This is a genomic window from Arthrobacter sp. TMT4-20, assembly GCF_054510775.1.
Window position 1 is genome coordinate 120094 of the sequence record NZ_JBTNDW010000002.1, and the last position, 20582, is coordinate 140675.

At 66.5% G+C, this 20582-nt stretch carries 19 protein-coding genes; 1 reads left to right on the plus strand and 18 read right to left on the minus strand.

The features are described from left to right. Window positions 1–25: 25 nt before the first annotated feature. The 13 genes from ACX80Z_RS03615 to pyrR all read right to left on the minus strand — a co-directional run bounded on the left by ACX80Z_RS03615 (window position 26) and on the right by pyrR (window position 15146). Window positions 26–2218 (minus strand): primosomal protein N', encoded by a 2193-nt coding sequence (locus ACX80Z_RS03615; RefSeq protein WP_459314936.1) that lies wholly within the window; start codon window positions 2216–2218, stop codon window positions 26–28. Window positions 2219–2291: 73 nt separating this feature from the next. Next, the gene (gene metK / locus ACX80Z_RS03620; protein WP_459314937.1) at window positions 2292–3506 is read right to left on the minus strand and encodes a methionine adenosyltransferase; all 1215 of its coding nucleotides are present in this window, start codon (window positions 3504–3506) and stop codon (window positions 2292–2294) included. A gap of 80 nt (window positions 3507–3586) precedes the next feature. Further along, window positions 3587–4867: a bifunctional phosphopantothenoylcysteine decarboxylase/phosphopantothenate synthase gene (locus tag ACX80Z_RS03625; RefSeq protein ID WP_459314938.1), complete on the minus strand. Its 1281-nt coding sequence runs from the start codon at window positions 4865–4867 to the stop codon at window positions 3587–3589. A gap of 21 nt (window positions 4868–4888) precedes the next feature. Beyond that, window positions 4889–5152: a DNA-directed RNA polymerase subunit omega gene (gene rpoZ, locus ACX80Z_RS03630; RefSeq protein ID WP_019482806.1), complete on the minus strand. Its 264-nt coding sequence runs from the start codon at window positions 5150–5152 to the stop codon at window positions 4889–4891. A 56-nt stretch (window positions 5153–5208) separates the two neighbouring features. Next, window positions 5209–5778, minus strand: a complete 570-nt coding sequence (gmk, locus tag ACX80Z_RS03635) for a guanylate kinase (RefSeq protein ID WP_019482807.1) — start codon at window positions 5776–5778, stop codon at window positions 5209–5211. 38 nt (window positions 5779–5816) lie between these two features. Further along, on the minus strand, window positions 5817–6146 hold the full coding sequence (gene mihF, locus ACX80Z_RS03640) for an integration host factor, actinobacterial type (protein WP_019482808.1): 330 nt from the start codon (window positions 6144–6146) through the stop codon (window positions 5817–5819). A gap of 105 nt (window positions 6147–6251) precedes the next feature. Next, window positions 6252–7133, minus strand: a complete 882-nt coding sequence (pyrF, locus tag ACX80Z_RS03645) for an orotidine-5'-phosphate decarboxylase (protein WP_459314939.1) — start codon at window positions 7131–7133, stop codon at window positions 6252–6254. Continuing rightward, entirely contained in the window at window positions 7120–10434 is a 3315-nt protein-coding gene (carB, locus tag ACX80Z_RS03650) for a carbamoyl-phosphate synthase large subunit (protein WP_459314940.1), read from the minus strand. Before carB ends, pyrF begins: the two co-directional genes overlap by 14 nt. Further along, window positions 10435–11631, minus strand: a complete 1197-nt coding sequence (gene carA, locus ACX80Z_RS03655) for a glutamine-hydrolyzing carbamoyl-phosphate synthase small subunit (RefSeq protein WP_083850897.1) — start codon at window positions 11629–11631, stop codon at window positions 10435–10437. A 41-nt stretch (window positions 11632–11672) separates the two neighbouring features. Further along, window positions 11673–12212, minus strand: coding sequence for a PH-like domain-containing protein (locus tag ACX80Z_RS03660; RefSeq protein ID WP_459314941.1), 540 nt, complete (start codon window positions 12210–12212; stop codon window positions 11673–11675). Then, window positions 12200–13543, minus strand: coding sequence for a dihydroorotase (locus ACX80Z_RS03665; RefSeq protein WP_019482813.1), 1344 nt, complete (start codon window positions 13541–13543; stop codon window positions 12200–12202). The genes ACX80Z_RS03660 and ACX80Z_RS03665 overlap by 13 nt, the downstream gene beginning before the upstream one ends. Continuing rightward, entirely contained in the window at window positions 13540–14544 is a 1005-nt protein-coding gene (locus ACX80Z_RS03670; RefSeq protein ID WP_019482814.1) for an aspartate carbamoyltransferase catalytic subunit, read from the minus strand. Before ACX80Z_RS03670 ends, ACX80Z_RS03665 begins: the two co-directional genes overlap by 4 nt. Continuing rightward, on the minus strand, window positions 14541–15146 hold the full coding sequence (gene pyrR, locus ACX80Z_RS03675; RefSeq protein WP_192813077.1) for a bifunctional pyr operon transcriptional regulator/uracil phosphoribosyltransferase PyrR: 606 nt from the start codon (window positions 15144–15146) through the stop codon (window positions 14541–14543). Before pyrR ends, ACX80Z_RS03670 begins: the two co-directional genes overlap by 4 nt. A 216-nt stretch (window positions 15147–15362) precedes the next feature. Here pyrR and ACX80Z_RS03680 point away from each other — a divergent pair, with 216 nt between their 5' ends. Next, the gene (locus ACX80Z_RS03680) at window positions 15363–16535 is read left to right on the plus strand and encodes a PrsW family intramembrane metalloprotease (protein ID WP_459314942.1); all 1173 of its coding nucleotides are present in this window, start codon (window positions 15363–15365) and stop codon (window positions 16533–16535) included. 66 nt (window positions 16536–16601) lie between these two features. On the opposite strand, the gene nusB is transcribed toward ACX80Z_RS03680, so the two are convergent. The 5 genes from nusB to aroC form a co-directional block, all read right to left on the minus strand. After that, window positions 16602–17012, minus strand: a complete 411-nt coding sequence (gene nusB / locus ACX80Z_RS03685; RefSeq protein ID WP_019482817.1) for a transcription antitermination factor NusB — start codon at window positions 17010–17012, stop codon at window positions 16602–16604. Next, on the minus strand, window positions 17009–17572 hold the full coding sequence (gene efp, locus ACX80Z_RS03690; protein ID WP_019482818.1) for an elongation factor P: 564 nt from the start codon (window positions 17570–17572) through the stop codon (window positions 17009–17011). Before efp ends, nusB begins: the two co-directional genes overlap by 4 nt. 146 nt (window positions 17573–17718) lie before the next feature. Beyond that, window positions 17719–18828, minus strand: a complete 1110-nt coding sequence (gene aroB, locus ACX80Z_RS03695) for a 3-dehydroquinate synthase (protein ID WP_024476965.1) — start codon at window positions 18826–18828, stop codon at window positions 17719–17721. A gap of 26 nt (window positions 18829–18854) precedes the next feature. After that, window positions 18855–19382 (minus strand): shikimate kinase, encoded by a 528-nt coding sequence (locus tag ACX80Z_RS03700; RefSeq protein ID WP_459314943.1) that lies wholly within the window; start codon window positions 19380–19382, stop codon window positions 18855–18857. Then, entirely contained in the window at window positions 19382–20581 is a 1200-nt protein-coding gene (aroC, locus tag ACX80Z_RS03705) for a chorismate synthase (RefSeq protein ID WP_024476966.1), read from the minus strand. Before aroC ends, ACX80Z_RS03700 begins: the two co-directional genes overlap by 1 nt. Window position 20582 lies beyond the last annotated feature (1 nt).

The window sequence follows — 20582 nt, forward strand, 5'->3', positions numbered from 1 at the left end:
CGGCAGATGAGGGTCCTCCGGTGCGCTAGATCAAATCGGCAGCGTCGCAGCGGACATGGACCGGCTCTGACGTTCCCCTGGCTGACAGGGCTGCCTTGCGGGCTTTCAGCCAGGCGGTCGCTGCGGGTGCGCTGCGGTAGCTGAAAAACAGCAGGAGCCGGTGCTGGTCCGCGCTGGAGGTCTGGGTGTCGGATTTGTCGGCTCGTGGGCCTGGTGCCGAAGGACGTCCTCCCGCGGTGCGACCGGGCTGCCCGCCGACAGGCATCGGGCCAACGGTGCGAAGGAAGAGCCGGGAATCGAGGTCTGCGGTGAAGACTGCCAGCGCTTCCCGCGATCCCGTCAGCGCCGCGAACCGGACGGCCGGCGGCAGTCCGAGTTCGCTGCGGGTGGCAAGTTCACGGCCAGCAGCGCCCTGCGGATCCCAGCGCACCAGATGACCCACCGCCGTCGAATCGTCGGCCGTGATGACCACCAGTCCGCCGTCGGCGGCGGGGCGGGCCAGCAGCGAAGCAGTGAACCAGCGCCGCAGGGTGTCCTCCCCCGCCCGGAGCGACTCGCGGGAGAGCATCGCCGAACCGTCAAGCAGAATCACCGCCGCGTAACCGGTGGGGGCCAGTGGCTCTGCGCCGGGGGTGGCGACCACCACCGAGGGCCGGTCGGGCACGGTGTCCAGAATGTGCTCGCCGGCGGAAGAGTAGACCGTCGCCCCGGGGAAGGCCCGCCCCAGTTCCTCTGCGGTCCGGGTTGCCCCGGCAACCGTGGCGCGCAACCGCTGGCCCCCGCAGTTGGCACAACTCCACCGCAGGTCCGGCCTGCCACACCAGCGGCATCCCGGTGCGCCGCCGCGCCCGGTCTGGGCGAGCGGACCGGTGCACGCGGTGCACCGCGCAGGCTCGCGGCACTCCTCACAGGCCAGCGCCGGCGAAAATCCAGTGCGTGCCACCTGCAGCAGCACCGGGCCGTGCGCCAGCCCCTCGGACGCAGCCTTCCACGCGGCATGCGGGATGCGGGCCCTGGCAGCGAGCGGATCGCGGGCAAGTTGAAACTCGTCCCCCGTATGGATGACCCGCGGGGTGCTTCGACGAACCTCGGAACGGTCGGCGACAATTGCCTGCGCCCAGCCGGTGGATACCAACCGGTGCGCCTCGGTGCTTTGGGCTCCGGAGGCGAGCAGCGCAGCGCAACCCTCCTGCTCGGCGCGAAGCAGTAGCACCTCCCGGACATGTTGGTAGGGAGCGCGCTGCTCCTGATGCAGGTCGTCGCCGTCGTCCCACAGGCACACCAGTCCCAGGTCCTGGACCGGCGCGTAGGCGGCAGACCGGGTGCCGACGGCCACCCGCACCTGCCCGCTCAGCAGCCTGAGAAAGTTCCGGTACCGGGGCGTTGGCCCGTCCTCGGCGGTCAGTCGCGCAATGTTTCCGGCGCCCAGTCGCTGGTCCAATGCCGCTTCGACCCGTGCCAGGTCCCGCTGGTCAGGGACGACGACGACGGCCCCGCGTCCCGTGTGCCACACAGCAGCTACCGCCTCGGCGATTTCCGCTGGCCAGTCGCTTGCCCCGTAGCCGCCCAGGCTGGTCAGCACGGCACGGGGACTGTGCCCGGCAGCGAGGTGCCGCAAAAAGGTGGCACCGTTGGCGTAGCGGGTGAGGAGCGCAGCCCCGGCGCCCGCACCTGTTTCGGGTTGACCCGCAGCTGTTTCGGGTTGACCTGCTGCGGGCTCGGAAGTGCCCACCACCCCGGCAGCAGCCTCCTCACCTGTCACCGCGAAGGCAGCGTCAACGCGCGCCATCCGGGGCGGGATGGCGACCTTCAGAACTTCGCTGACGGTTCCCGCGTACCGGGCGGCGACTGCCCTGCTGAGGGCCAGTACTTCGGGCGTGAGAACCGGCTGCTCGGAGATCACTTTCGCCAGCGGCAGCAACCGCTTGGCGCTTTCGGTGGTGGCAGTGCGTGCGACGATAAACCCGGTGAATTCCCGCCCGCTGAAGCGCACCTTGACCCGCACCCCGGGTTGGGCTGCGTCGGCGAGCTCCGCGGGAACGGCGTAGTCGAAGACCCGGTCGAGGTGGGTCAGGGGCGAATCAAGGATGACCTGGGCGACCGGCAGGGTTCCTGCGGGGACGGTGGCACCGACTGCCCGTGGGGCTGTCGGGAAGCCCTGGAGGAGCGACAGCTGGACAGCCCCGCCGGCCCCGCCGCTGGGGGACGCAGCGGGCACGGTCCGGTGCGGGGGCTGAGAAGTGACGCCGCCGTCGGAGCCGTCCCCGTGTCCGCTCCCGGCCGGATCCGTCCTAGGCGTTGAAATAGCTCCGCAGCTTGTCCACCCGGTCGGTGAGTTCCCAGTTGAAGCCGACGTCTTCGCGGCCGAAATGGCCGTGAGCGGCGGTCTTCTGATAGATCGGGCGCAGCAGGTCAAGGGCGTTGATAATGCCCAGCGGGCGAAGGTCGAACACCTCGCGGATGGCCTTGCCAATAGCGGCCGGGTCGACCGTTTCAGTGCCAAAGGTTTCAACGTAGATTCCCACTGGCTGGGCCATCCCGATCGCGTAGGCGATCTGGATTTCGGCGCGACGGGCCAGGCCTGCCGCCACCACGTTCTTCGCTACCCAGCGCATCGCGTAGGCCGCCGAACGGTCGACCTTTGAGGGGTCCTTGCCGCTGAACGCGCCGCCACCGTGCCGGGCCATGCCGCCATAGGTGTCAACGATGATTTTGCGTCCGGTCAGTCCGGCGTCGCCCACCGGGCCGCCGATCACGAAATCACCACCCGGGTTGAGGATGTGCCGCACGTTGCTGATATCCAGCTCGGACGCCGCCAACACCGGATCGATCACGTGGGTGGCGAGGTCGGCCCGCAGCTGGTCCAGGTTCACGCCCTGGGCATGCTGGGAAGAAACGACGACGGAGTCGACCGATACCGGGATGTCGCCGTCGTAGCCGATGGTGACCTGGGTCTTGCCGTCGGGACGAAGGTAATCGAGGGTGCCATCCTTCCGGACGGTCGTCAGACGTTCGGACAGCCGGTGCGCCAACCAGATGGGCGTCGGCATGAGCACTGCCGTCTCGTCGCTGGCGTAACCGAACATGATGCCCTGGTCGCCGGCGCCCTGCGCGTCGTACGGGTCGAGCCCGGTACCCTGGCGGGTCTCTAGGGAGTTGAACACTCCGTTCGCGATATCTGGTGACTGCTGCCCGATGGACACCGACACGCCGCACCGTGCCCCGTCGAAGCCATTGGCCGAGGAGTCGTACCCGATACCGAGGAGGGTCTGCCGGACCAGTTCCGGGATTTCCACGTAGGCCTCGGTGGTGACTTCGCCGGCCACATGCACCAGTCCGGTAGTGACGAGGGTTTCCACGGCAACCCGGGATTTGGGATCCTTCTCGAGCATGGCATCGAGGATGGCGTCACTGATCTGGTCACAGATCTTGTCCGGATGGCCCTCGGTGACTGATTCCGAGGTAAACAGGCGCAGGTCGCTGCGAACGGGATTGGCTGAATTCACTTGATCACTCTACTTGGTTCGACCGACAGGACGGCGGTTGGGTGACGGACTGTGTGCGGTGCCGGGTGGCGTGCGGGCGGCTAGCCCCGGCCCGCAAGGGCTGCTGCTAACCGGGCCACCACGGCAGTGGCTACCTCGGCTTTGGTTCCGATGACCTCAACAGGTTCGGTGCCACCAGCAGCAAGGATGGTTGCTGCTGTGTCATCCAGTCCGAACACCCTGCCGTCGCCCACCTGGTTGAGCACCAGATAGTCGCAGCCTTTGCGTGCGAGTTTCTCCCGAGCGTGGCTCAGGGGATCAGCGGTCGGGTCCCCGGTCTCGGCGGCGAACCCGACGATCACGGGTCCGGCGCCCGCCGCGGTTCGCTGCTCTACGGCTTCCCTGAGGATGTCGGGGTTGCGGACCAGGGTGATGACGGGGTCGACGCCGTCGGCACGTTTCTTGATTTTGGTGAGAATTTGTTCGGCGGGGCGGAAATCCGCCACGGCTGCTGCCATGATCAGCGCATCGGCCTGCTTGGCGGCGCGCAGGGTCGCGGTCCGAAGTTCCTCGGCGGTTTCGACCTGGACCAGTTCGACGCCGTCTGGCGCCGGGACTTCGACGTGGGCGAGGATCAGTTCAACAGTTGCCCCCGCGGCGAGAGCCGCCGCGGCCAGCGCCATCCCCTGTTTGCCTGAGGACCGGTTACCGAGGTAGCGCACCGGGTCGATGGGTTCGCGGGTGCCTCCGGCGGTGATCACCACACGGCGACCGGTGAGGGAACCGGGGGCGGACAGGGTTCCGGTCCCGGTTTTGGCGCCTGACCCGGTGTGCTGGGCGTCAGGTCGACCGTGGGCAGCGTCATAGGCGGCCATTGCTGCCGCGAAAATTTCGGCGGGCTCGGGGAGTCTGCCAGCACCCGAGTCGGTGCCGGTCAATCGTCCGGAGGCCGGGTCGAGGATGAGCGTACCCCGGCTCCGCAGGGTGGCCACGTTGGCGACGGTAGCGGGGTGCTGCCACATCTCGGTGTGCATGGCGGGTGCCATCAGGACGGGGCAGCTGGCCATCAGCAGAGTCCCGGTGAGAAGGTCGGGGGCCATCCCCGCTGCCGACTTCGCGAGCAGGTCGGCCGTGGCCGGGGCGATGACCACGAGGTCAGCGAGCTGCCCCAACCGGACGTGGTTGACCTTGTCGACGTCGTCGAACACGCTGTTGCTGACTGGATTGCCTGACAGCGCCTCCCACGTGGCGGTCCCCACGAACCGGGTGGCAGCATCGGTGGGGATCACCGTCACGTTGTGCCCCGCCTCAGTAAAAAGCCGGAGGAGGGAAGCCACCTTATAGGCGGCAATCCCTCCCCCGACTCCCAGAATTATGCGCACGTGGTTGGCAGCTGGATAAAGCTACTGCTCGGTGGATTCGACCGGCGTGGCGACGAGCATGCCCTCGTTGATTTCGCGCAGGGCGATTGAGAGTGGCTTCTCGTTCAGACGGGTGTCGACCAGTGGGCCGACGTACTCGAACAGGCCCTCGTGGAGCTGGGAGTAGTACGCGTTGATCTGGCGGGCGCGCTTGGCTCCGTAGATCACCAGGGCATACTTCGAGTCCGATGCCTCCAACAGGGAGTCAATCGGCGGGTTGATGATGCCTTCAGGCTGTGTTGACACAAATACTCCGTAAATGTTTCAGATTGTTGGTGGAACATCGGCTCGCGGACCGCGCGTTAGCGCTCCTGCGGGCTTAGTCCCATCAGTGATACAAGCTCGTCCGCTGCACGCTGAACACTGTCATTGACCACCGTGTGATCGAATTCAGGTTCCGCAGCAAGTTCTAGTTTAGCGGTTTCCAGCCGTTGCTGCTGCTCCTGCTCCGTTTCGGTGCCGCGGCCGACCAGCCGACGCACCATTTCATCCCAGCTGGGCGGGGTCAGAAACACAAAATTCGCTTCCGGCATTGACTCCTTGACCTGCCGCGCGCCCTGCAGATCGATCTCCAGGAGCACCGATTTGCCGTCGGCCATTGCCGCGTCAACGGTGCGTCGCAGGGTGCCGTACCGGTTCCGCCCATGGACCAGGGCCCATTCGAGCATTTGGCCCGACCCGACCAGGTCATCGAATTCCTCGTTGCTGACGAAGAAGTAGTGGACGCCGTCGAGCTCGCCGGGACGGGCTGGCCGGGTGGTGGCGGAGACCGACAGCCAGACCTGGGGGTAGTTATCGCGAATGTAGGTCGAGACGGTTCCCTTGCCGACGGCCGTCGGCCCGGCGAGTACTGTCAGCCGAGGCTGCGACACGTGGTTCCTCACTCACAGGCGTCCTTGGCTCGCCCCGGTCAGGGCGTTGGATCCTGCTTTGCTAGATGTTCGATCAATGCTTGTCGCTGGTGGACACCCAGCCCGCGCACGCGGCGCGTGGCGGCGATGCCGACGTCGTTCATGATGCCTGCTGCCCGCACCTCACCGACCCCGGGGAGAGCCTTCAGGAGGTCAAGGACTTTCAACCGGCTGACGGCTTCATCCTCGGACATCCCGTTGACCACTTCGCTGACAGTGGTCTCACCGGTCTTCAGTTTCACTTTCAGTTCAGCCCTGACCGCACGGGCGGCAGTGGCTTTCTCGCGCGCTTGCGTCCGTTCGGAGTCCGATAGCGGCTTCAAGCTCACAAGTGCTCCCCTGCAGTAGGCACCGTCCCGCGCTGATCGCTCGGGTAGATGCAAATTCTTGTGGAATGGGCTTGCACTGAACCTATCCGTAGTTGCGGCCCAAAATCAATTGCCGAGCTCAGCCAGCGCCAGTTCCGCTGCCGCCCGCAACTTGCCGTGCTCGGGACCCGCAGCGAGGATGCTGCGGCTGGCACTTCCGAGGACCAGGGCTGAGGCCCCGCCAAACGTGTCAGCGATTTCGGCTCGCCCCGCGCCCTGGGCGCCGATCCCCGGTGCCAGAATCGGACCGTTCAGCTTTCCCAGTTCCAGGCCCAGCGTGCGCACTGCTGCGCCCGCCGTGGCACCCACCACCAGGCCCACCGATCCAAGACCGACGGCGTCGCGGTTCTCCCACGCAGCAGCGTCGGCAATGATCCGGGCCACTGCACGGCCGATGCTGGCCCCACCCTGGTTCCCGGCGGCTGCCGGGTCCTGGACCTGGGCGTGCTGGATGTCAGCACCCTCCGGATTGGAGGTCAGCGCGAGCACGAAGACGCCTCGACCGGTTTCTGCGGCCAGGTTGAGGGCGGGGCGCAGCGATTCAAACCCCAGGTACGGGTTCAGTGTCACCGCATCGGCGGCCAGGGCTGACCCGTCCCGGAGCCACGCGTCGGCGTAGGCGGCCATGGTCGAGCCGATGTCCCCGCGCTTCGCATCGGCTATCGTCAGCACCTCTCGGTCCGCGGCGGCTGCCAGCAGGCGTTCCAGGGCGGCCAGCCCAGCCGACCCGTGCCGCTCAAACAATGCCACCTGCGGTTTCAGGATGCAGGCGGTCTCCCCCACCGCGTCCAGCACGGTCAGGGCGAAGCGTTCGCATCCGGCGGCGTCGTCGTTCAGCCCCCAGTCGCGCAGCAGCGCCGGGTGCGGGTCAATGCCCACACACAGGTTGCCCCTGCTGCGCATCCGCTCCGCAAGCCGGACCCCGAAAGTTCCGTTACCGTGCGGCATCGCGGGCTTCGGTGGCAACCCGAAGGTTAGCGGCGTGTTCCTGGAGGCTGGTGACCGACCACTCGTAGGACCGCATGGCCTCGATGGCCTGCACCGCAGCACCGAATTCAGGCACCGTGGTGATCACCGGAAGACCGTACGACGTCGCCGCGGCCCGGATCTCGTACCCGTCGCCGCGGGCCTGCCCGCCGGTGGGGGTGTTGATGATCATGTCGATGGTGCCATCGGTGATCAGGTCGACCACCGTTCCCTCACCGTGTTCCCCGGTGCCCTCGGCAATCTTGCGCACCGTGGTGGACTGGATACCGTTGCGGCGCAGCACATCGGCGGTGCCGCCGGTGGACAGGATTTCAAAGCCGAGATCCACGAGACGTTTGACCGGCATGATGATTGACCGTTTGTCCCGGTTGGCAACCGAAACGAACACCCGGCCCTCGGTCGGCAGTGCTGCGTTGGCAGCCGACTGGCTCTTGGCAAAGGCGGTATCGAAGTATTTGTCGATACCCATGACTTCACCGGTGGACCGCATCTCGGGGCCGAGCAGTGAATCCACTACCGTGCCGTCGGTGGTGCGGAACCTGCTGAACGGCAGCACTGCTTCCTTCACCGAGACCGGAGCGTCCAGGGGGAGGTCCCCGCCGTCGCCGGTCGCCGGAAGCAGACCATGCTCGGTCCGGAGGGCCGCGATGGAGACTCCCGTGCCGATCAGCGCCGCGGCTTTGGCGAGCTGCACACCGGTGGCCTTGGACACGAACGGCACGGTGCGCGAGGCACGCGGGTTCGCTTCCAGGACGTAGAGCACATCGGAGGCCAACGCGAACTGGATGTTGATCAGACCCCGGACCCCGACGCCTTCAGCGATGGCGAGGGTGGCTTCACGGACGCGCTGCAGGATATCGGCTCCGAGGGTGATCGGTGGCAGAACGCAGGCCGAGTCGCCGGAGTGGATTCCCGCTTCTTCGATATGCTCCATGATGCCGCCGAGGTACAGGTCGGTGCCGTCGTACAGGGCGTCGACGTCGATCTCGATGGCGTCTTCCAGGAACCTGTCGATCAGGACCGGATGCGCCTCGGTGATCTCGGTGGCGTTGGCGATATAGCGGGACAGGTTGGCCTCGTCGTAGACGATTTCCATGCCACGGCCGCCCAGCACATAGGACGGCCGGACCAGCACCGGGTACCCGATCTCGTCGGCGATCTTCTTGGAGTCCTCGAACGAAACGGCGGTGCCGTTCTTGGGCGAAATCAGCCCTGCCGCGTCGAGGACCCGGCTGAACGCGCCGCGGTGCTCGGCCAGGTCAATGGCTTCGGGGGACGTGCCCAGGATCGGGATGCCGGCGTCGGCCAGTTCCTGCGCGAGTTTCAGCGGAGTCTGCCCGCCAAGCTGCACGAACACGCCCATCACGCCGCCGGTGCGTTCCTCGGCCGCGATGACTTCGAGGACATCCTCGAGGGTCAGCGGCTCGAAGTACAGCCGGGTGGAGATGTCGTAGTCGGTGGACACGGTCTCCGGGTTGCAGTTGACCATCACCGTTTCGTAGCCGGCTTTGCGCAACGCCATCGACGCGTGGACGCAGGAGTAGTCGAACTCGATGCCCTGGCCGATCCGGTTGGGCCCGGATCCCAAAATGATGATGGACGGCTGGGCGTGGGGGCCCACCTCGTCCTCCTCGTCGTAGGACGAGTAGTGGTAGGGAGTGTAGGCAGCGAATTCGGCGGCACACGTGTCGACGGTCTTGTAGACCGGCCGCACCCCGAGCGCATGGCGTACCCCGCGCACCACCGCTTCGGGGGTGTGGGTCAGCGCCCCGATTTGTTCATCGGAGAAGCCGTGGCGTTTGGCGAGGCGCAGCATTTCCTCGGTCAGCGCGGGTGCCTCCCGGATAGTTTCCGCCACCTCGTTGAGCAGGACCAGCTGGTCCAGGTACCACGGGTCGATTCCTGTGGCCTGGTACAGCTCGTCAACGGTGCCACCACCGAGGAGCGCCTGCTGCACCTGGGAGAGCCGCTCGGTGGTGGGGCGCCTGGCGGCACTGATGAGGGCCGGCACGTCGATGTCGGCTGAGATGTCAAAGGACAGTTGGGAACCCTTCTGCTCCAGGGAGCGCAGGGCTTTCTGGAGCGCTTCGGTGAAGTTCCGGCCGATCGCCATGGCCTCACCCACCGACTTCATGGTGGTGGTCAGGGTGGGATCGGCCGCCGGGAACTTTTCAAACGCGAACCGGGGCACCTTGACCACCACGTAGTCGAGGGTCGGTTCAAAGGAGGCCGGCGTCTTCTTGGTGATGTCGTTCGGGATCTCGTCCAGGGTGTAGCCGAGGGAGAGCTTCGTGGCGATCTTCGCGATCGCGAAGCCGGTGGCCTTGGAAGCCAGGGCCGAGGACCGGGACACCCGCGGGTTCATTTCAATGACGACGATCCGGCCGGTATCCGGTTCGATGGCGAACTGGATGTTGCAGCCGCCGGTGTCGACGCCGACCTCTCGGATGATAGCGATCGAGATGTCACGCAGCCGCTGGTATTCGCGGTCCGTCAGGGTCATGGCCGGGGCCACGGTGATGGAATCCCCGGTGTGGACGCCGACCGGGTCGAAGTTCTCGATAGAACAGACCACCACCACGTTGTCGTTCTTGTCCCGCATCATCTCGAGCTCGTATTCCTTCCAGCCGAGGATGCTCTCCTCGAGGAGGACCTCGGTGGTGGGGCTGTACTGCAGTCCCTGGCCAACAATGCGGCGCAGGTCCTTCTCGTTGTAGGCAAGACCCGAGCCGAGACCGCCCATGGTGAAGGAGGGGCGCACCACCATCGGGTAGCCCAGGTCATCGGCTGCCTCGAGCGCACCGTCGATGGAATGGATGATCATCGACCTGGCGGATTCGGCGCCGCAGCGGGCGACGACGCCCTTGAATTTCTCGCGGTTCTCCCCCAGTTCGATTGCTGCGATGTTGGCGCCGATCAGTTCAACACCGTACTTGTCCAGTACGCCGTTCTTGTCGAGTGCGATCGCAGCGTTGAGGGCGGTCTGGCCGCCGAGGGTGGGCAGGAGGGCGTCGGGGCGCTCCTTCTCGATGATCTTGGCGACCACCTCGGGGGTGATGGGTTCCACATAGGTGGCGTCGGCGAACTCCGGGTCGGTCATGATCGTGGCCGGGTTGGAATTGACCAGGATGACCCGCAGGCCCTCCTCCTTCAATACCCGCAGGGCCTGCGTTCCCGAATAGTCGAACTCGGCGGCCTGCCCGATGACGATGGGTCCTGAGCCGATGACCAGGACGCTTTTGAGGTCAGTTCTGCGTGGCATCTAGTTTGCTTCCTTATCGTTTGCGGCGCTGTCGTTCGTGTCGCTGTCGTTCGCGTCGCTGCTCGGCTGGTCGGAGGACCGCGTGTCACCCATCAGCTGGATGAACCGGTCAAAGAGGTACGCCGAATCGTGGGGTCCCGCTGCTGCCTCCGGGTGGTACTGGACGGAGAAGGCCGGCAGGTCGAGGCAGGCGAGGCCCTCGACGACGTCGTCGTTGAGGCTGACGTGGCTGACTTCGACCCTGCCGAAGCGCCCCTCGGGCGCCTGGGTCGGACCATCGAGGGGAGCATCGACGGCGAAGCCGTGGTTCTGGGAGGTGATCTCCACCTTTCCGGTGCGCCGGTCCAGCACCGGCTGGTTGATGCCGCGGTGGCCGTACCGGAGTTTGTAGGTGCCAAACCCCAGGGCGCGCCCCAGGATCTGGTTGCCGAAGCAGATCCCGAAGAAGGGGATCCGCGCGTCGAGCACTTCCCGCAGCAGGGCGACCTGGGGGTCGGCGGTCGCAGGGTCGCCGGGCCCGTTGGACATGAACACGCCATCCGGTGACTCCCGGGCGACGTCGTCGAAGGTTGAGCTGGCGGGCAGCACGACCGTGCGCACGCCGCGCTGGGCGAAGTGCTTGGGGGTCATGGACTTGATGCCCAAATCCAGCGCGGCGACGGTGAACAGGGGCTCACCCTCCCAGCCGTTGTCGGACGGTTCGACCACATACCGGCTGGTGGCGCTGACTTCCTCGGCCAGCCGGGCACCCTGCATTGACTCCTGACCGGCGACGAGCGCCAGCAATTCGGCATCGGATCCAGCTGCGGCCGGCCCGGAGAAGATTCCCGCCTTCATTGCGCCGCGTTCGCGCAGGTGGCGGGTGACCGCCCGGGTGTCGACTCCCTGGATGCCGACGATGCCCTGGTCGCGGAGCTGACCGTCGAGGCTCTGCTCAGACCGCCAGTTGGAGGGTTTCCGGGCGGCGTCGCGCACAATGTAGCCGGCCACCCAGATCCGGCGGGACTCGGCGTCGGCGGCGTTGACCCCGGTATTGCCGATGTGGGGTGCCGTCTGGACCACCAGTTGGCGGGCATAGGACGGGTCGGTGATGGTCTCCTGGTATCCGGTCATGCCGGTGGCGAAGACCGCCTCGCCGAGGGCGGTGCCCTCGGCCCCGTAACTGCGGCCGCGGAAGATCCGGCCGTCCTCGAGCATCAGAACGGCAGCGCTTTCGGTTGCTGGCTGGCTGGAATCTGTCACTTTGTGTCCTTCGTGGGGTTGTGAACCTGAGCCTGTGAGGTGCTGGGTGCTGCGGGGGCGAGGGCTGCGGCGGCATCGAGGAGGCGGGTGCGGGCGGCTGCCTCGCGGGTCCGGAATCCGGTGTCAACGGCTGTCCCGTTCAGGGTCCAGGTGAACACCACCAGCCCGTCCTTCTCGACGAACTTGCCGGCCATCCCCCGGTCGAGGCGGACGGCGCGCAGGTCCGGCCGGCTGATGAAGAGGTCCCGGGCGCCGCTGCGCACAATCAGGATTCCTTCGTCGTGGACGCTCGCCGTGGCGTTGGATTTCACGCCCAGGCCATGGACGGCGATCCGGTCGAGCCAGTCCCCCGCCGTCGTCGTGACCACATACTGGCCGTTGGCCAGGTAACGCGGTTCGCTGAGTGTTTCGGGGGCGGGGGACGGCGCCGGGATGTCGCGTTGCCGGGCCAGGCGGGCACGCCAGCCCAGGGCTCCGAGCGCGACGACGACGGCGATGGTGCCCAGTGAGATGGCGACGGGCATTAGCCAGTCCATGTGGATTCCTCAGCTGCAGTTGGGTGCGGTGTGTTCAGTCGGCCAGCCAGGACGGTTGGGTGGCCCCTGAAGAACGTGGCATGCACGGCTCCGGGTAGTTCGGTGCCGGCGAATGGGCTGTTACGGCCCATCGTGGCCATTTTATCCGGATCGACCACCCAGCGTGCCTCCGGATCGACGAGTGTGACGTTAGCTGCCTCACCCTCGGCCAGCGGCCGTCCCTGCTGCTCAAGGCCTCCGATCGTTGCCGGGGTGCTCGAGGTGACCCTGGCGAAGCCTTCCCAATCCATCAGGCCGGTGTTGATCATGGTGTGCTGCACCACCGAGAGCGCGGTTTCCAGCCCGGTCATGCCCATGGCGGCCTGCGCCCATTCACAGTCCTTGTGCTCGGAAGGATGCGGGGCGTGGTCGGTGCCGACGACGTCGATGGTCCCATCGGCCAGGGCCTCCCGCAGTGCTTGCACGTCCTCGCTGGTGCGGAGCGGCGGGTTCACCTTGTAGACCGGGTTGTAGCTACGGACCAGCTCGTCGGTGAGTAGCAGGTGGTGCGGGGTGACCTCGGCGGTCACCCTGATGCCGCGTGCCTTGGCCCAGCGGATAATTTCCACCGACCCGGCCGTCGACACGTGGCACACGTGGAGCCGTGACTGCACATGGTGGGCCAGCAGGACGTCCCTGGCAATGATGCTTTCCTCGGCGACGGCGGGCCAGCCGGTCAGTCCGAGGACCGCGGAGACGGCGCCCTCGTTCATCTGGGCCCCCTCGGTCAGCCGGGGTTCCTGCGCGTGCTGGGCGATGACGCCGTCGAACGCCTTCACGTACTCCAGCGCCCGGCGCATCAGGACGGGGTCGCTGACGCACACGCCGTCGTCGGAGAAGACGCGGACTCGCGCGCGGGAGTCGGCCATGGCGCCGAGCTCAGCCAGCTGGGTGCCCCCGAGTCCTACGGTGACGGCACCGACAGGTCGGACTTCCACCCAGCCGGCGCGCCGGCCCAGGCTGTACACCTGCTCCACCACTCCGGCGGTGTCCGCGACGGGCGTGCTGTTGGCCATCGCGTGCACGGCCGTGAACCCGCCCCTGGCTGCCGCCCGGGTACCGGTCTCGACGGTTTCGGCGTCCTCCCGGCCCGGTTCGCGGAGGTGGGTGTGAAGGTCCACCAGGCCGGGGAGGGCGATCAGGCCGTCAGCGTCAATCACCTCGGCACCGGCGGCTGAAAGTCCCTGGCCGACGCCGGCGATGATCCCGTCGGCAATCAGGAGGTCTGCCCGTTCCCGGCCGAGCAGCGCTGCGCCGCGGATGAGATAGCGGGCCGGGGCTGGTGCGTTCATCGTGGGTTCTCCTGGGTGGGTTCGGTGGCCGGCGACTGGTGTTCGTCGCCGGAGAGCAGCAGATACAGGGCGGCCATTCTGACGGAGACCCCGTTGCGGACCTGGGCCAGGACTGTTGAGCGGGGAGAGTCGGCTGCCGCCGCCGATATTTCCAGGCCCCGGTTCATCGGACCCGGGTGCATGATGACCGTGTGGTCCAGGCCGTGGGTATCGAGGGCCGCCAGCCGGGCGTCGTCGAACCCCCACCGCCGGGAGTATTCGCGGGTCGAGGGGAAGAAGGCCGCGTTCATCCGTTCGGCCTGCAGCCGCAGCATCATCACCGCGTCGGGTCCGGCGGCCAGCGCCTCGTCCAGGTTGTAGGTGATCCGGCAGGGCCACCGTTCGGCACCGACCGGGACGAGGGTGGGCGGCGCAACCAGGGTGACCGAGGCGCCGAGGGTTTCCAGCAGCCACAGGTTTGAGCGGGCGACCCGGGAGTGCAGGACGTCGCCGACGATGGTGACGGCCATGCCCGACAGGTCGGATCCGACCGATGGTACGCCCGAGATTTTCGCCCAGTGGCGCCGGAGGGTGAACGCGTCGAGCAGCGCCTGGGTGGGATGTTCATGCATCCCGTCCCCGGCGTTGATCACTGCTGCGTCGATCCAGTCCGACGTCGCGAGCCGGGCGGGCGCACCGGAAGCCCAGTGCCGGATCACTACGGCGTCGGCGGACATCGCTTCGAGGGTCTGGGCCGTGTCTTTGAGCGATTCGCCCTTGGACACCGAGGAGCCCTTGACGGCGAACGTGATGACATCCGCCGAGAGTCGTTTGGCTGCGGCTTCGAAGGAAATCCGGGTGCGGGTGGAGTCTTCGAAGAAGAGGTTCACCACGGTGCGGCCGCGCAGCGCCGGAAGCTTCTTGATCTCCCGTTCACCGACCGCCGACATTTCCTCGGCCACGTCCAGGATGCGGATGGCGTCCTGCCTGGACAGGTCGCGGGTGGAGAGCAGGTGCCTCATGCGGGGCCCTCGATGACAACCTCGTTGATGGGTTCCCCGTCGACGGCATCGATTTCCGCGAGGTGGACCCTCACCTTCTCCGCCGAGGAGGTGGGGAGGTTCTTGCCCACGTGGTCGGCGCGGATCGGCAATTCGCGGTGGCCCCGGTCCACCAGGACCGCCAACCGTACCGCCCGCGGCCGGCCGAGGTCCACGAGAGCGTCGAGGGCAGCCCGGATGGTCCGCCCGGAATACAGGACGTCGTCGACGAGGACCACTACCTTGTTGTCAATGCCCGACGGCGGCAGCTGGGTTGGCAGTGGCGGCCGGGTGGGGTGGTGGCGCAGATCATCCCGGAACATGGTCACATCGAGCTGGCCGACGATCGCGGTGGGGTCCAGTGGCGAACCGGTGGTCTGGTTTTCGGCGGCAGCGATTTTCCGGGCCAGGCGCTGGGCTAGCGGATAGCCACGACGGGGGATGCCCAGCAGCACCAGATCGGTGGTGCCCTTGTTGGCTTCCAGGATCTCGTGGGCGATGCGGGTTAGCGCTCGGTCAATATCGGCTTCGGCGAGAACGACACGCGAAAGAACACTCTCAGACTGAGGTGCGGGCATAGTCATTGGACGCTTCCTCCTTCCCCGCCTCACAGGACGGAATTTAAAGGTTGGTTGCGATGTCAAAACTATCACAGCGCGCCCCGGCTGCCCTGTGATACTTCCTCCTGTGACACTTCCTTCTGTGACGCTTCCTTCTGTGACGCCCCCTCCCCGCGACGGCACACCCCTGCGACGATCTACCCTGCGACGTTCTACCCCGTGACGATCTACCCTGTGAGAATGACTATGTCGGCGCCACCGCCCTGGGAATCACAGCAACCTGTTCAGCCGGTCTGGGACCGGGCTGTGCGCCGGGGACCCGGCGTCGCCAATGTGCTGCTGGTGATTATCGCGGCGCTGGTCCTCGTAGTGCTCGCCTGGTTCCTCAGCAGCAGCCTTGGTGGCGGGGCCCTGATTTTATGCGGGATCCTCGCCCTGATCCCGCTGTCCATCTGTATCGCCGGGCTGATGTGGATTGACCGTTGGGATCCTGAACCCCGCGGCGCCCTCTGGTTCGCGTTCCTGTGGGGTGCCGGAATCTCGGTGGTCGCAGCCCTGCTGCTGGGTAGCTATGTCACTGAGCTGCTGTCCCTGGCGTTGGCCTCCACCTCCTCCGACGTGATTGGGCCGGTGCTGCAGGCGCCACTCGTGGAGGAAATCGCCAAGGGGCTCGGCGTCCTGGTGCTGGTCTTCTCCCGGCGCAGCCATTTCGACGGACCGGTGGACGGCATCGTGTACGCGGGGATGGTCGGCGCAGGCTTCGCATTCACCGAGAACATTCTCTACTTCGGTGCCGCGGCACTGGATGGCGGCGGGCTGGGCGGGCTGGTCGCCGTGTTCGTGATCAGGGGCCTGTTCTCGCCCTTCGCGCACGTCATGTTCACCGCCGCCCTGGGCGTGGTGCTCGGGCTGGCGGTAGCCCGCAGCGGCACGCGCTTCATTTTCCCGGCCTTCATTGTGGGCCTGGTTCCGGCGATCGCCGGGCACATGCTGTGGAACGGCGGCCTGCTGGTACTCTTCACCGACTTTTTCGAGTTCTATTTCCTGATTCAGCTGCCCCTGTTTCTTGCTGCGCTGGCCAGCATCATGGCACTGCGACGGGCCGAGCGGCGGGTCACCGAAGACCGGCTCGGCGGTTACGCGGCAGCAGGCTGGTTCACTGCCCAGGAGGTCCACATGCTGGCCACCCGTGGCGGCCGGTCACAGGCGCTTGGCTGGGCCAGGCGTATCGGCCGGCAGCGCACCATGAAGGCATTCATCAGGTCCGCCACCCGGCTGGCCTTCACCCGGCAACGCATCATCGCCGGGCATGACCTGCAGCTCAACGTCGGCCGGGAACAGCTGCTGCTGGCCGACGTGACCCGGCTCCGCCATGAGTTACTGACGACGGCGGCGGCCAACACCCGCGGCTGAATCTCCGGGCGTCTGCCCCTGGGCCTGCCAGGGAGCGCGGCGTCCGGGATGGCGCGGAATTGCTGTCTAGGCGAGCAGCGTCGGTTTCAGCTGCTGGAGACGCCCCAGCAGACCGTTGACAAACGCTGGAGATTCGTCGGTGGAGAGCATTTTCGCCAGCTCCACCGCCTCGCTGACGGCGACGCCGTCGGGCACGTCCGCGTTGTACAGCAACTCCCAGGCGCCCACCCTGAGGATCATGCGATCCACGGCTGGCATCCGGTCCAGGGTCCAGCCCTGTGAGTAGGTGCCAAGGAACTCGTCGATTTGCTCGCCCTGGGTCATGACACCCTCGATGATGTCCACTGAGTAGGGGGCAACCACCGTGTCGGTCTTTTCCCGACGGGCCTTAAGCGCTTCGAGTGGTGAAACGGCGCGCTGCTCCGCTTCGAAAAGGATGTCCAGTGCCCGGCGTCGGGCTTTACTGCGGGCACTCACTCGTTGACGCGTCCCAGGTAATCGCCGGTGCGGGTGTCAACCTTGACCTTGGTCCCGGTTTCCAGGAACAGCGGAACCTGGATGTCGTAACCGGTTTCGACAGTGGCCGGCTTGGTGCCACCGGTGGAGCGGTCGCCCTGCAGCCCCGGCTCGGTGTAGGTCACTTCGAGAACGACCGACGGCGGAAGCTCAACGTAGAGGGCTGACCCTTCGTGCATGGCAATGGTGACCATGAGGCTCTCCAGCATGAAGTTCTCGGCCTGACCGACGGTCTTGCCCGGAACGGTGAGCTGATCGTAATCAGACGTGTCCATGAACACGAAGTCTTCGCCGTCCTTGTACAGGTACTGGTAGTCACGACGGTCCACTGTGGCTGTTTCGATCTTCAGACCGGCGTTGAAGGTCTTGTCGACTACCTTGCCCGACAGGATGTTCCGCAGCTTGGTGCGCACAAAGGCGCCGCCCTTGCCTGGCTTGACGTGCTGGAACTCGAGAACGTTCCACAGGTTGCCTTCGAGCTTCAGCACCGTGCCGTTTTTGATGTCGTTTGTGGTAGCCACAGGTCTCTTTCGGGTAAAACAGCGACGTCCGGGCAGTAAGCATCCGGAGGCCACATGCGATGAGGTGGGAAAAGTCCAGAGCCCATTCTACCCTGTGGTGCAGGAGGCGGCTGCGGCGGGTGTCGCGGGTGACCTGCCGGGTGCTCCTACGAAGCGATTTCCTGGTACGCGGCGAACAGCAGCGAAGTGTCGGGGACTTCCAGCATGCCGGGACGGGCGAGGCCATCGAGCACGACGAAGCGCAGCAGGTCACCCCTGGACTTTTTGTCCCGGCGCATGCCGTCCAGCAGGGCGGCCCAGCGGTCCCGGCGATACGTCACCGGCAGCTCAAGGAGTTCGAGGATACTGCGGTGCCGGTCGGCTGTCTCGTCGCTGAGCCGCCCGACCATCCGGGAGAGTTCCGCGGCGAACACCAGCCCCACTGAAACGGCTGCACCATGTCGCCAGGAGTACCGCTCGGCCAGTTCGATGGAGTGGCCGAGGGTGTGGCCGTAGTTGAGGAACTCTCGTCGTCCGCTTTCCTTGAGATCGGCTGACACGATCTCGGCCTTCACCGCGACCGCCCGTTCAATGAGTTCGCGGACCGTCGCCGAACCGCCGTCGGACACCGCTGCGGGGTCTGCCTCGATCAGGTCGAGGATGCGCGGATCGGCGATAAAGCCACATTTGACCACTTCAGCCATCCCGGTGAGCAGTTCGTTGCGGGGTAGCGTCGCGAGGGTGTCAAGATCGGCCAGGACAGCGGCGGGCGGGTGGAACGCGCCAACCAGGTTCTTGCCTTCGGCTGTGTTGATGCCGGTCTTGCCGCCCACTGCGGCGTCAACCATTCCCAGCAGGCTGGTGGGCAGGTGGACCACCTTGACGCCCCGCAACCAGGTGGCCGCAACGAAGCCAGCGAGGTCAGTCACGGCGCCACCGCCCACCGCCACGACTGCGTCGGAGCGGGTGAAGTCGTTCTGGCCCAGGACCTGCCAGCAGAACGCGGCGACCTGGATGTGTTTGCCTTCCTCGGCGTCGGGGATTTCGGCCGTGACAGCGGTGAATCCCGCATCGGCCAGTTCGGCCCGCACCGTGTCGCCGGTGCTCCTGAGTGCCCGCGGGTGGATCACCAGGACGCGGCGAACCCGCTCCCCCAACACAGCCGGGAGCCGTTCCAGCAGCCCATGCCCGATGACTACCTCGTAGTTCTCTGCCGCCTGGGTTCCGGTGACGTTGATAACGGTCGGCTCTTTGCTGACTGTCGGCTCGTTGGCCATGACTGTCCCTTCGTTGGTCTGATCAGCTACGACTGTGTCAGCTGAAACTGTTGGATGAGCTCGGCGACGAGCTGGTCAATGGAGCGGCCCCGCGTATCAAGGACGCAGTCGGCCAGGCCTTCGTAGACTGGCCGCCGCTCCCGATCCATCCGGGTCCAGGCCTCCACCGGATCGCCGGCGAGGAGCGGGCGGCTCCGGTCCCGGGTGATCCGGCGACGCACCGTGGCTATGTCAGCGTCCAGGAAGACCACCCGTGCCCCGGCGAGCAGCCCGCGGGTCCCCTCGTCGAGGACGGCTCCCCCACCGAGCGATACCACCTGGTGCGCCGGTGCCTCGGTGAGCACCTCGGCAACCACCTGGGCCTCCAGCGTCCGGAAAGCCGGTTCACCCTGCTTCTTGAAGATGGTGCTGATCCGCCCGTGCCGCGCAACGATGATCTGGTCAGTGTCGACGAACGGCCAGCCCAGCCGTGCGGCGAGGCCCGCGCCGACCGCTGACTTACCGGTAGCCATCAGTCCGATGAAGACCACCGGTCCGACGCCGGGTGAAGCCACTAGTTCCCAGCCGAGTTGAGCGAGGTGGGAATGGCCGCCAGATAGGCTGCCAGATTGCGTGCTGTCTCCTGGACAGAGTCCCCACCGAACTTCTCGGTGACCGCTTCGGCGATGACCAGGGCCACCATGGCTTCGGCGACCACCCCGGCGGCGGGGACGGCGCAGACGTCGGACCGCTGGTGATGCGCCCGGGCGGCGTCACCGGTGCTGACATCAATGGTGCGCAGGGCTCGTGGCACGGTGGCGATGGGTTTCATGGCGGCACGGACCCGCAGTGTGTCGCCGATGCTCATCCCACCCTCAATCCCGCCGGCGCGGTTGCTGGTCCGCTCGATCATGCCGGAGTCACCGCGCACAATCTCGTCGTGGGCTTTTGACCCGCGTCGCGCGGCAGTGAGGAACCCGTCGCCCACCTCGACGCCCTTGATGGCCTGAATGCCCATCAGTGCTGCCGCGAGGCGGGAGTCCAGGCGCCGGTCCCAGTGAACGTAGCTCCCCAACCCTGGTGGCAGCCCGTAGACCACCACCTCCACCACCCCGCCGAGCGTTTCACCCTCTTTGTGGGCGGCGTCCACCTCGGACACCATCGCGAGGGAGGTTTCGCGGTCGAAGCAGCGCAGCGGATCCTGATCCAGCGCGATCACATCGGATGGCCCGGGCAGGGGTGAACCTTCGGGGACTGCTACCGACGCGATGGCGACCGTGTGGCTGACCAGGGAGATGCCGAGCGCTGACAGGAAGCGGGCGGCTACTTCTCCCAGCGCAACCCGGGCGGCTGTCTCCCGCGCGCTGGCCCGTTCCAGCACGGGACGCGCCTCGTCGAAGCCGTACTTCTGCATTCCGGTGAAGTCCGCGTGTCCCGGACGGGGGCGGGTCAGTGGCGCGTTCCGGGCGAGTTCGGATAACTCGGAGGGGTCCACCGGGTCGGCTGACATGATCTGGTCCCACTTGGGCCATTCGGTGTTGCCCACCTGAATCGCCACGGGTCCGCCCTGGGTCAGCCCGTGCCGGACACCGCCGATGATGCTGACCTGATCCTGCTCGAACTTCATTCGGGCGCCACGCCCATAGCCGAGCCGCCTACGGGCCAGCGCAGCCTGAATGTCACTGCTCGTGATCTCCACGCCTGCAGGCATTCCTTCAATAATTCCCACCAGTGCCGGTCCGTGGGATTCTCCGGCAGTTAACCAACGCAACATG

Excerpts from the sequence above, each read along its gene's own strand:
- pyrF (WP_459314939.1), bottom strand. The coding sequence starts at position 7,133 with ATGCCGCACGGTAACGGAACTTTCGGGGTCCGGCTTGCGGAGCGGATG.
- carB (WP_459314940.1), bottom strand. The coding sequence starts at position 10,434 with ATGCCACGCAGAACTGACCTCAAAAGCGTCCTGGTCATCGGCTCAGGA.
- carA (WP_083850897.1), bottom strand. The coding sequence starts at position 11,631 with ATGCTCGAGGACGGCCGGATCTTCCGCGGCCGCAGTTACGGGGCCGAG.
- ACX80Z_RS03660 (WP_459314941.1), bottom strand. The coding sequence starts at position 12,212 with ATGGACTGGCTAATGCCCGTCGCCATCTCACTGGGCACCATCGCCGTC.
- ACX80Z_RS03665 (WP_019482813.1), bottom strand. The coding sequence starts at position 13,543 with ATGAACGCACCAGCCCCGGCCCGCTATCTCATCCGCGGCGCAGCGCTG.
- ACX80Z_RS03670 (WP_019482814.1), bottom strand. The coding sequence starts at position 14,544 with ATGAGGCACCTGCTCTCCACCCGCGACCTGTCCAGGCAGGACGCCATC.
- pyrR (WP_192813077.1), bottom strand. The coding sequence starts at position 15,146 with ATGACTATGCCCGCACCTCAGTCTGAGAGTGTTCTTTCGCGTGTCGTT.
- ACX80Z_RS03680 (WP_459314942.1), top strand. The coding sequence starts at position 15,363 with ATGACTATGTCGGCGCCACCGCCCTGGGAATCACAGCAACCTGTTCAG.
- aroB (WP_024476965.1), bottom strand. The coding sequence starts at position 18,828 with ATGGCCAACGAGCCGACAGTCAGCAAAGAGCCGACCGTTATCAACGTC.
- aroC (WP_024476966.1), bottom strand. The coding sequence starts at position 20,581 with ATGTTGCGTTGGTTAACTGCCGGAGAATCCCACGGACCGGCACTGGTG.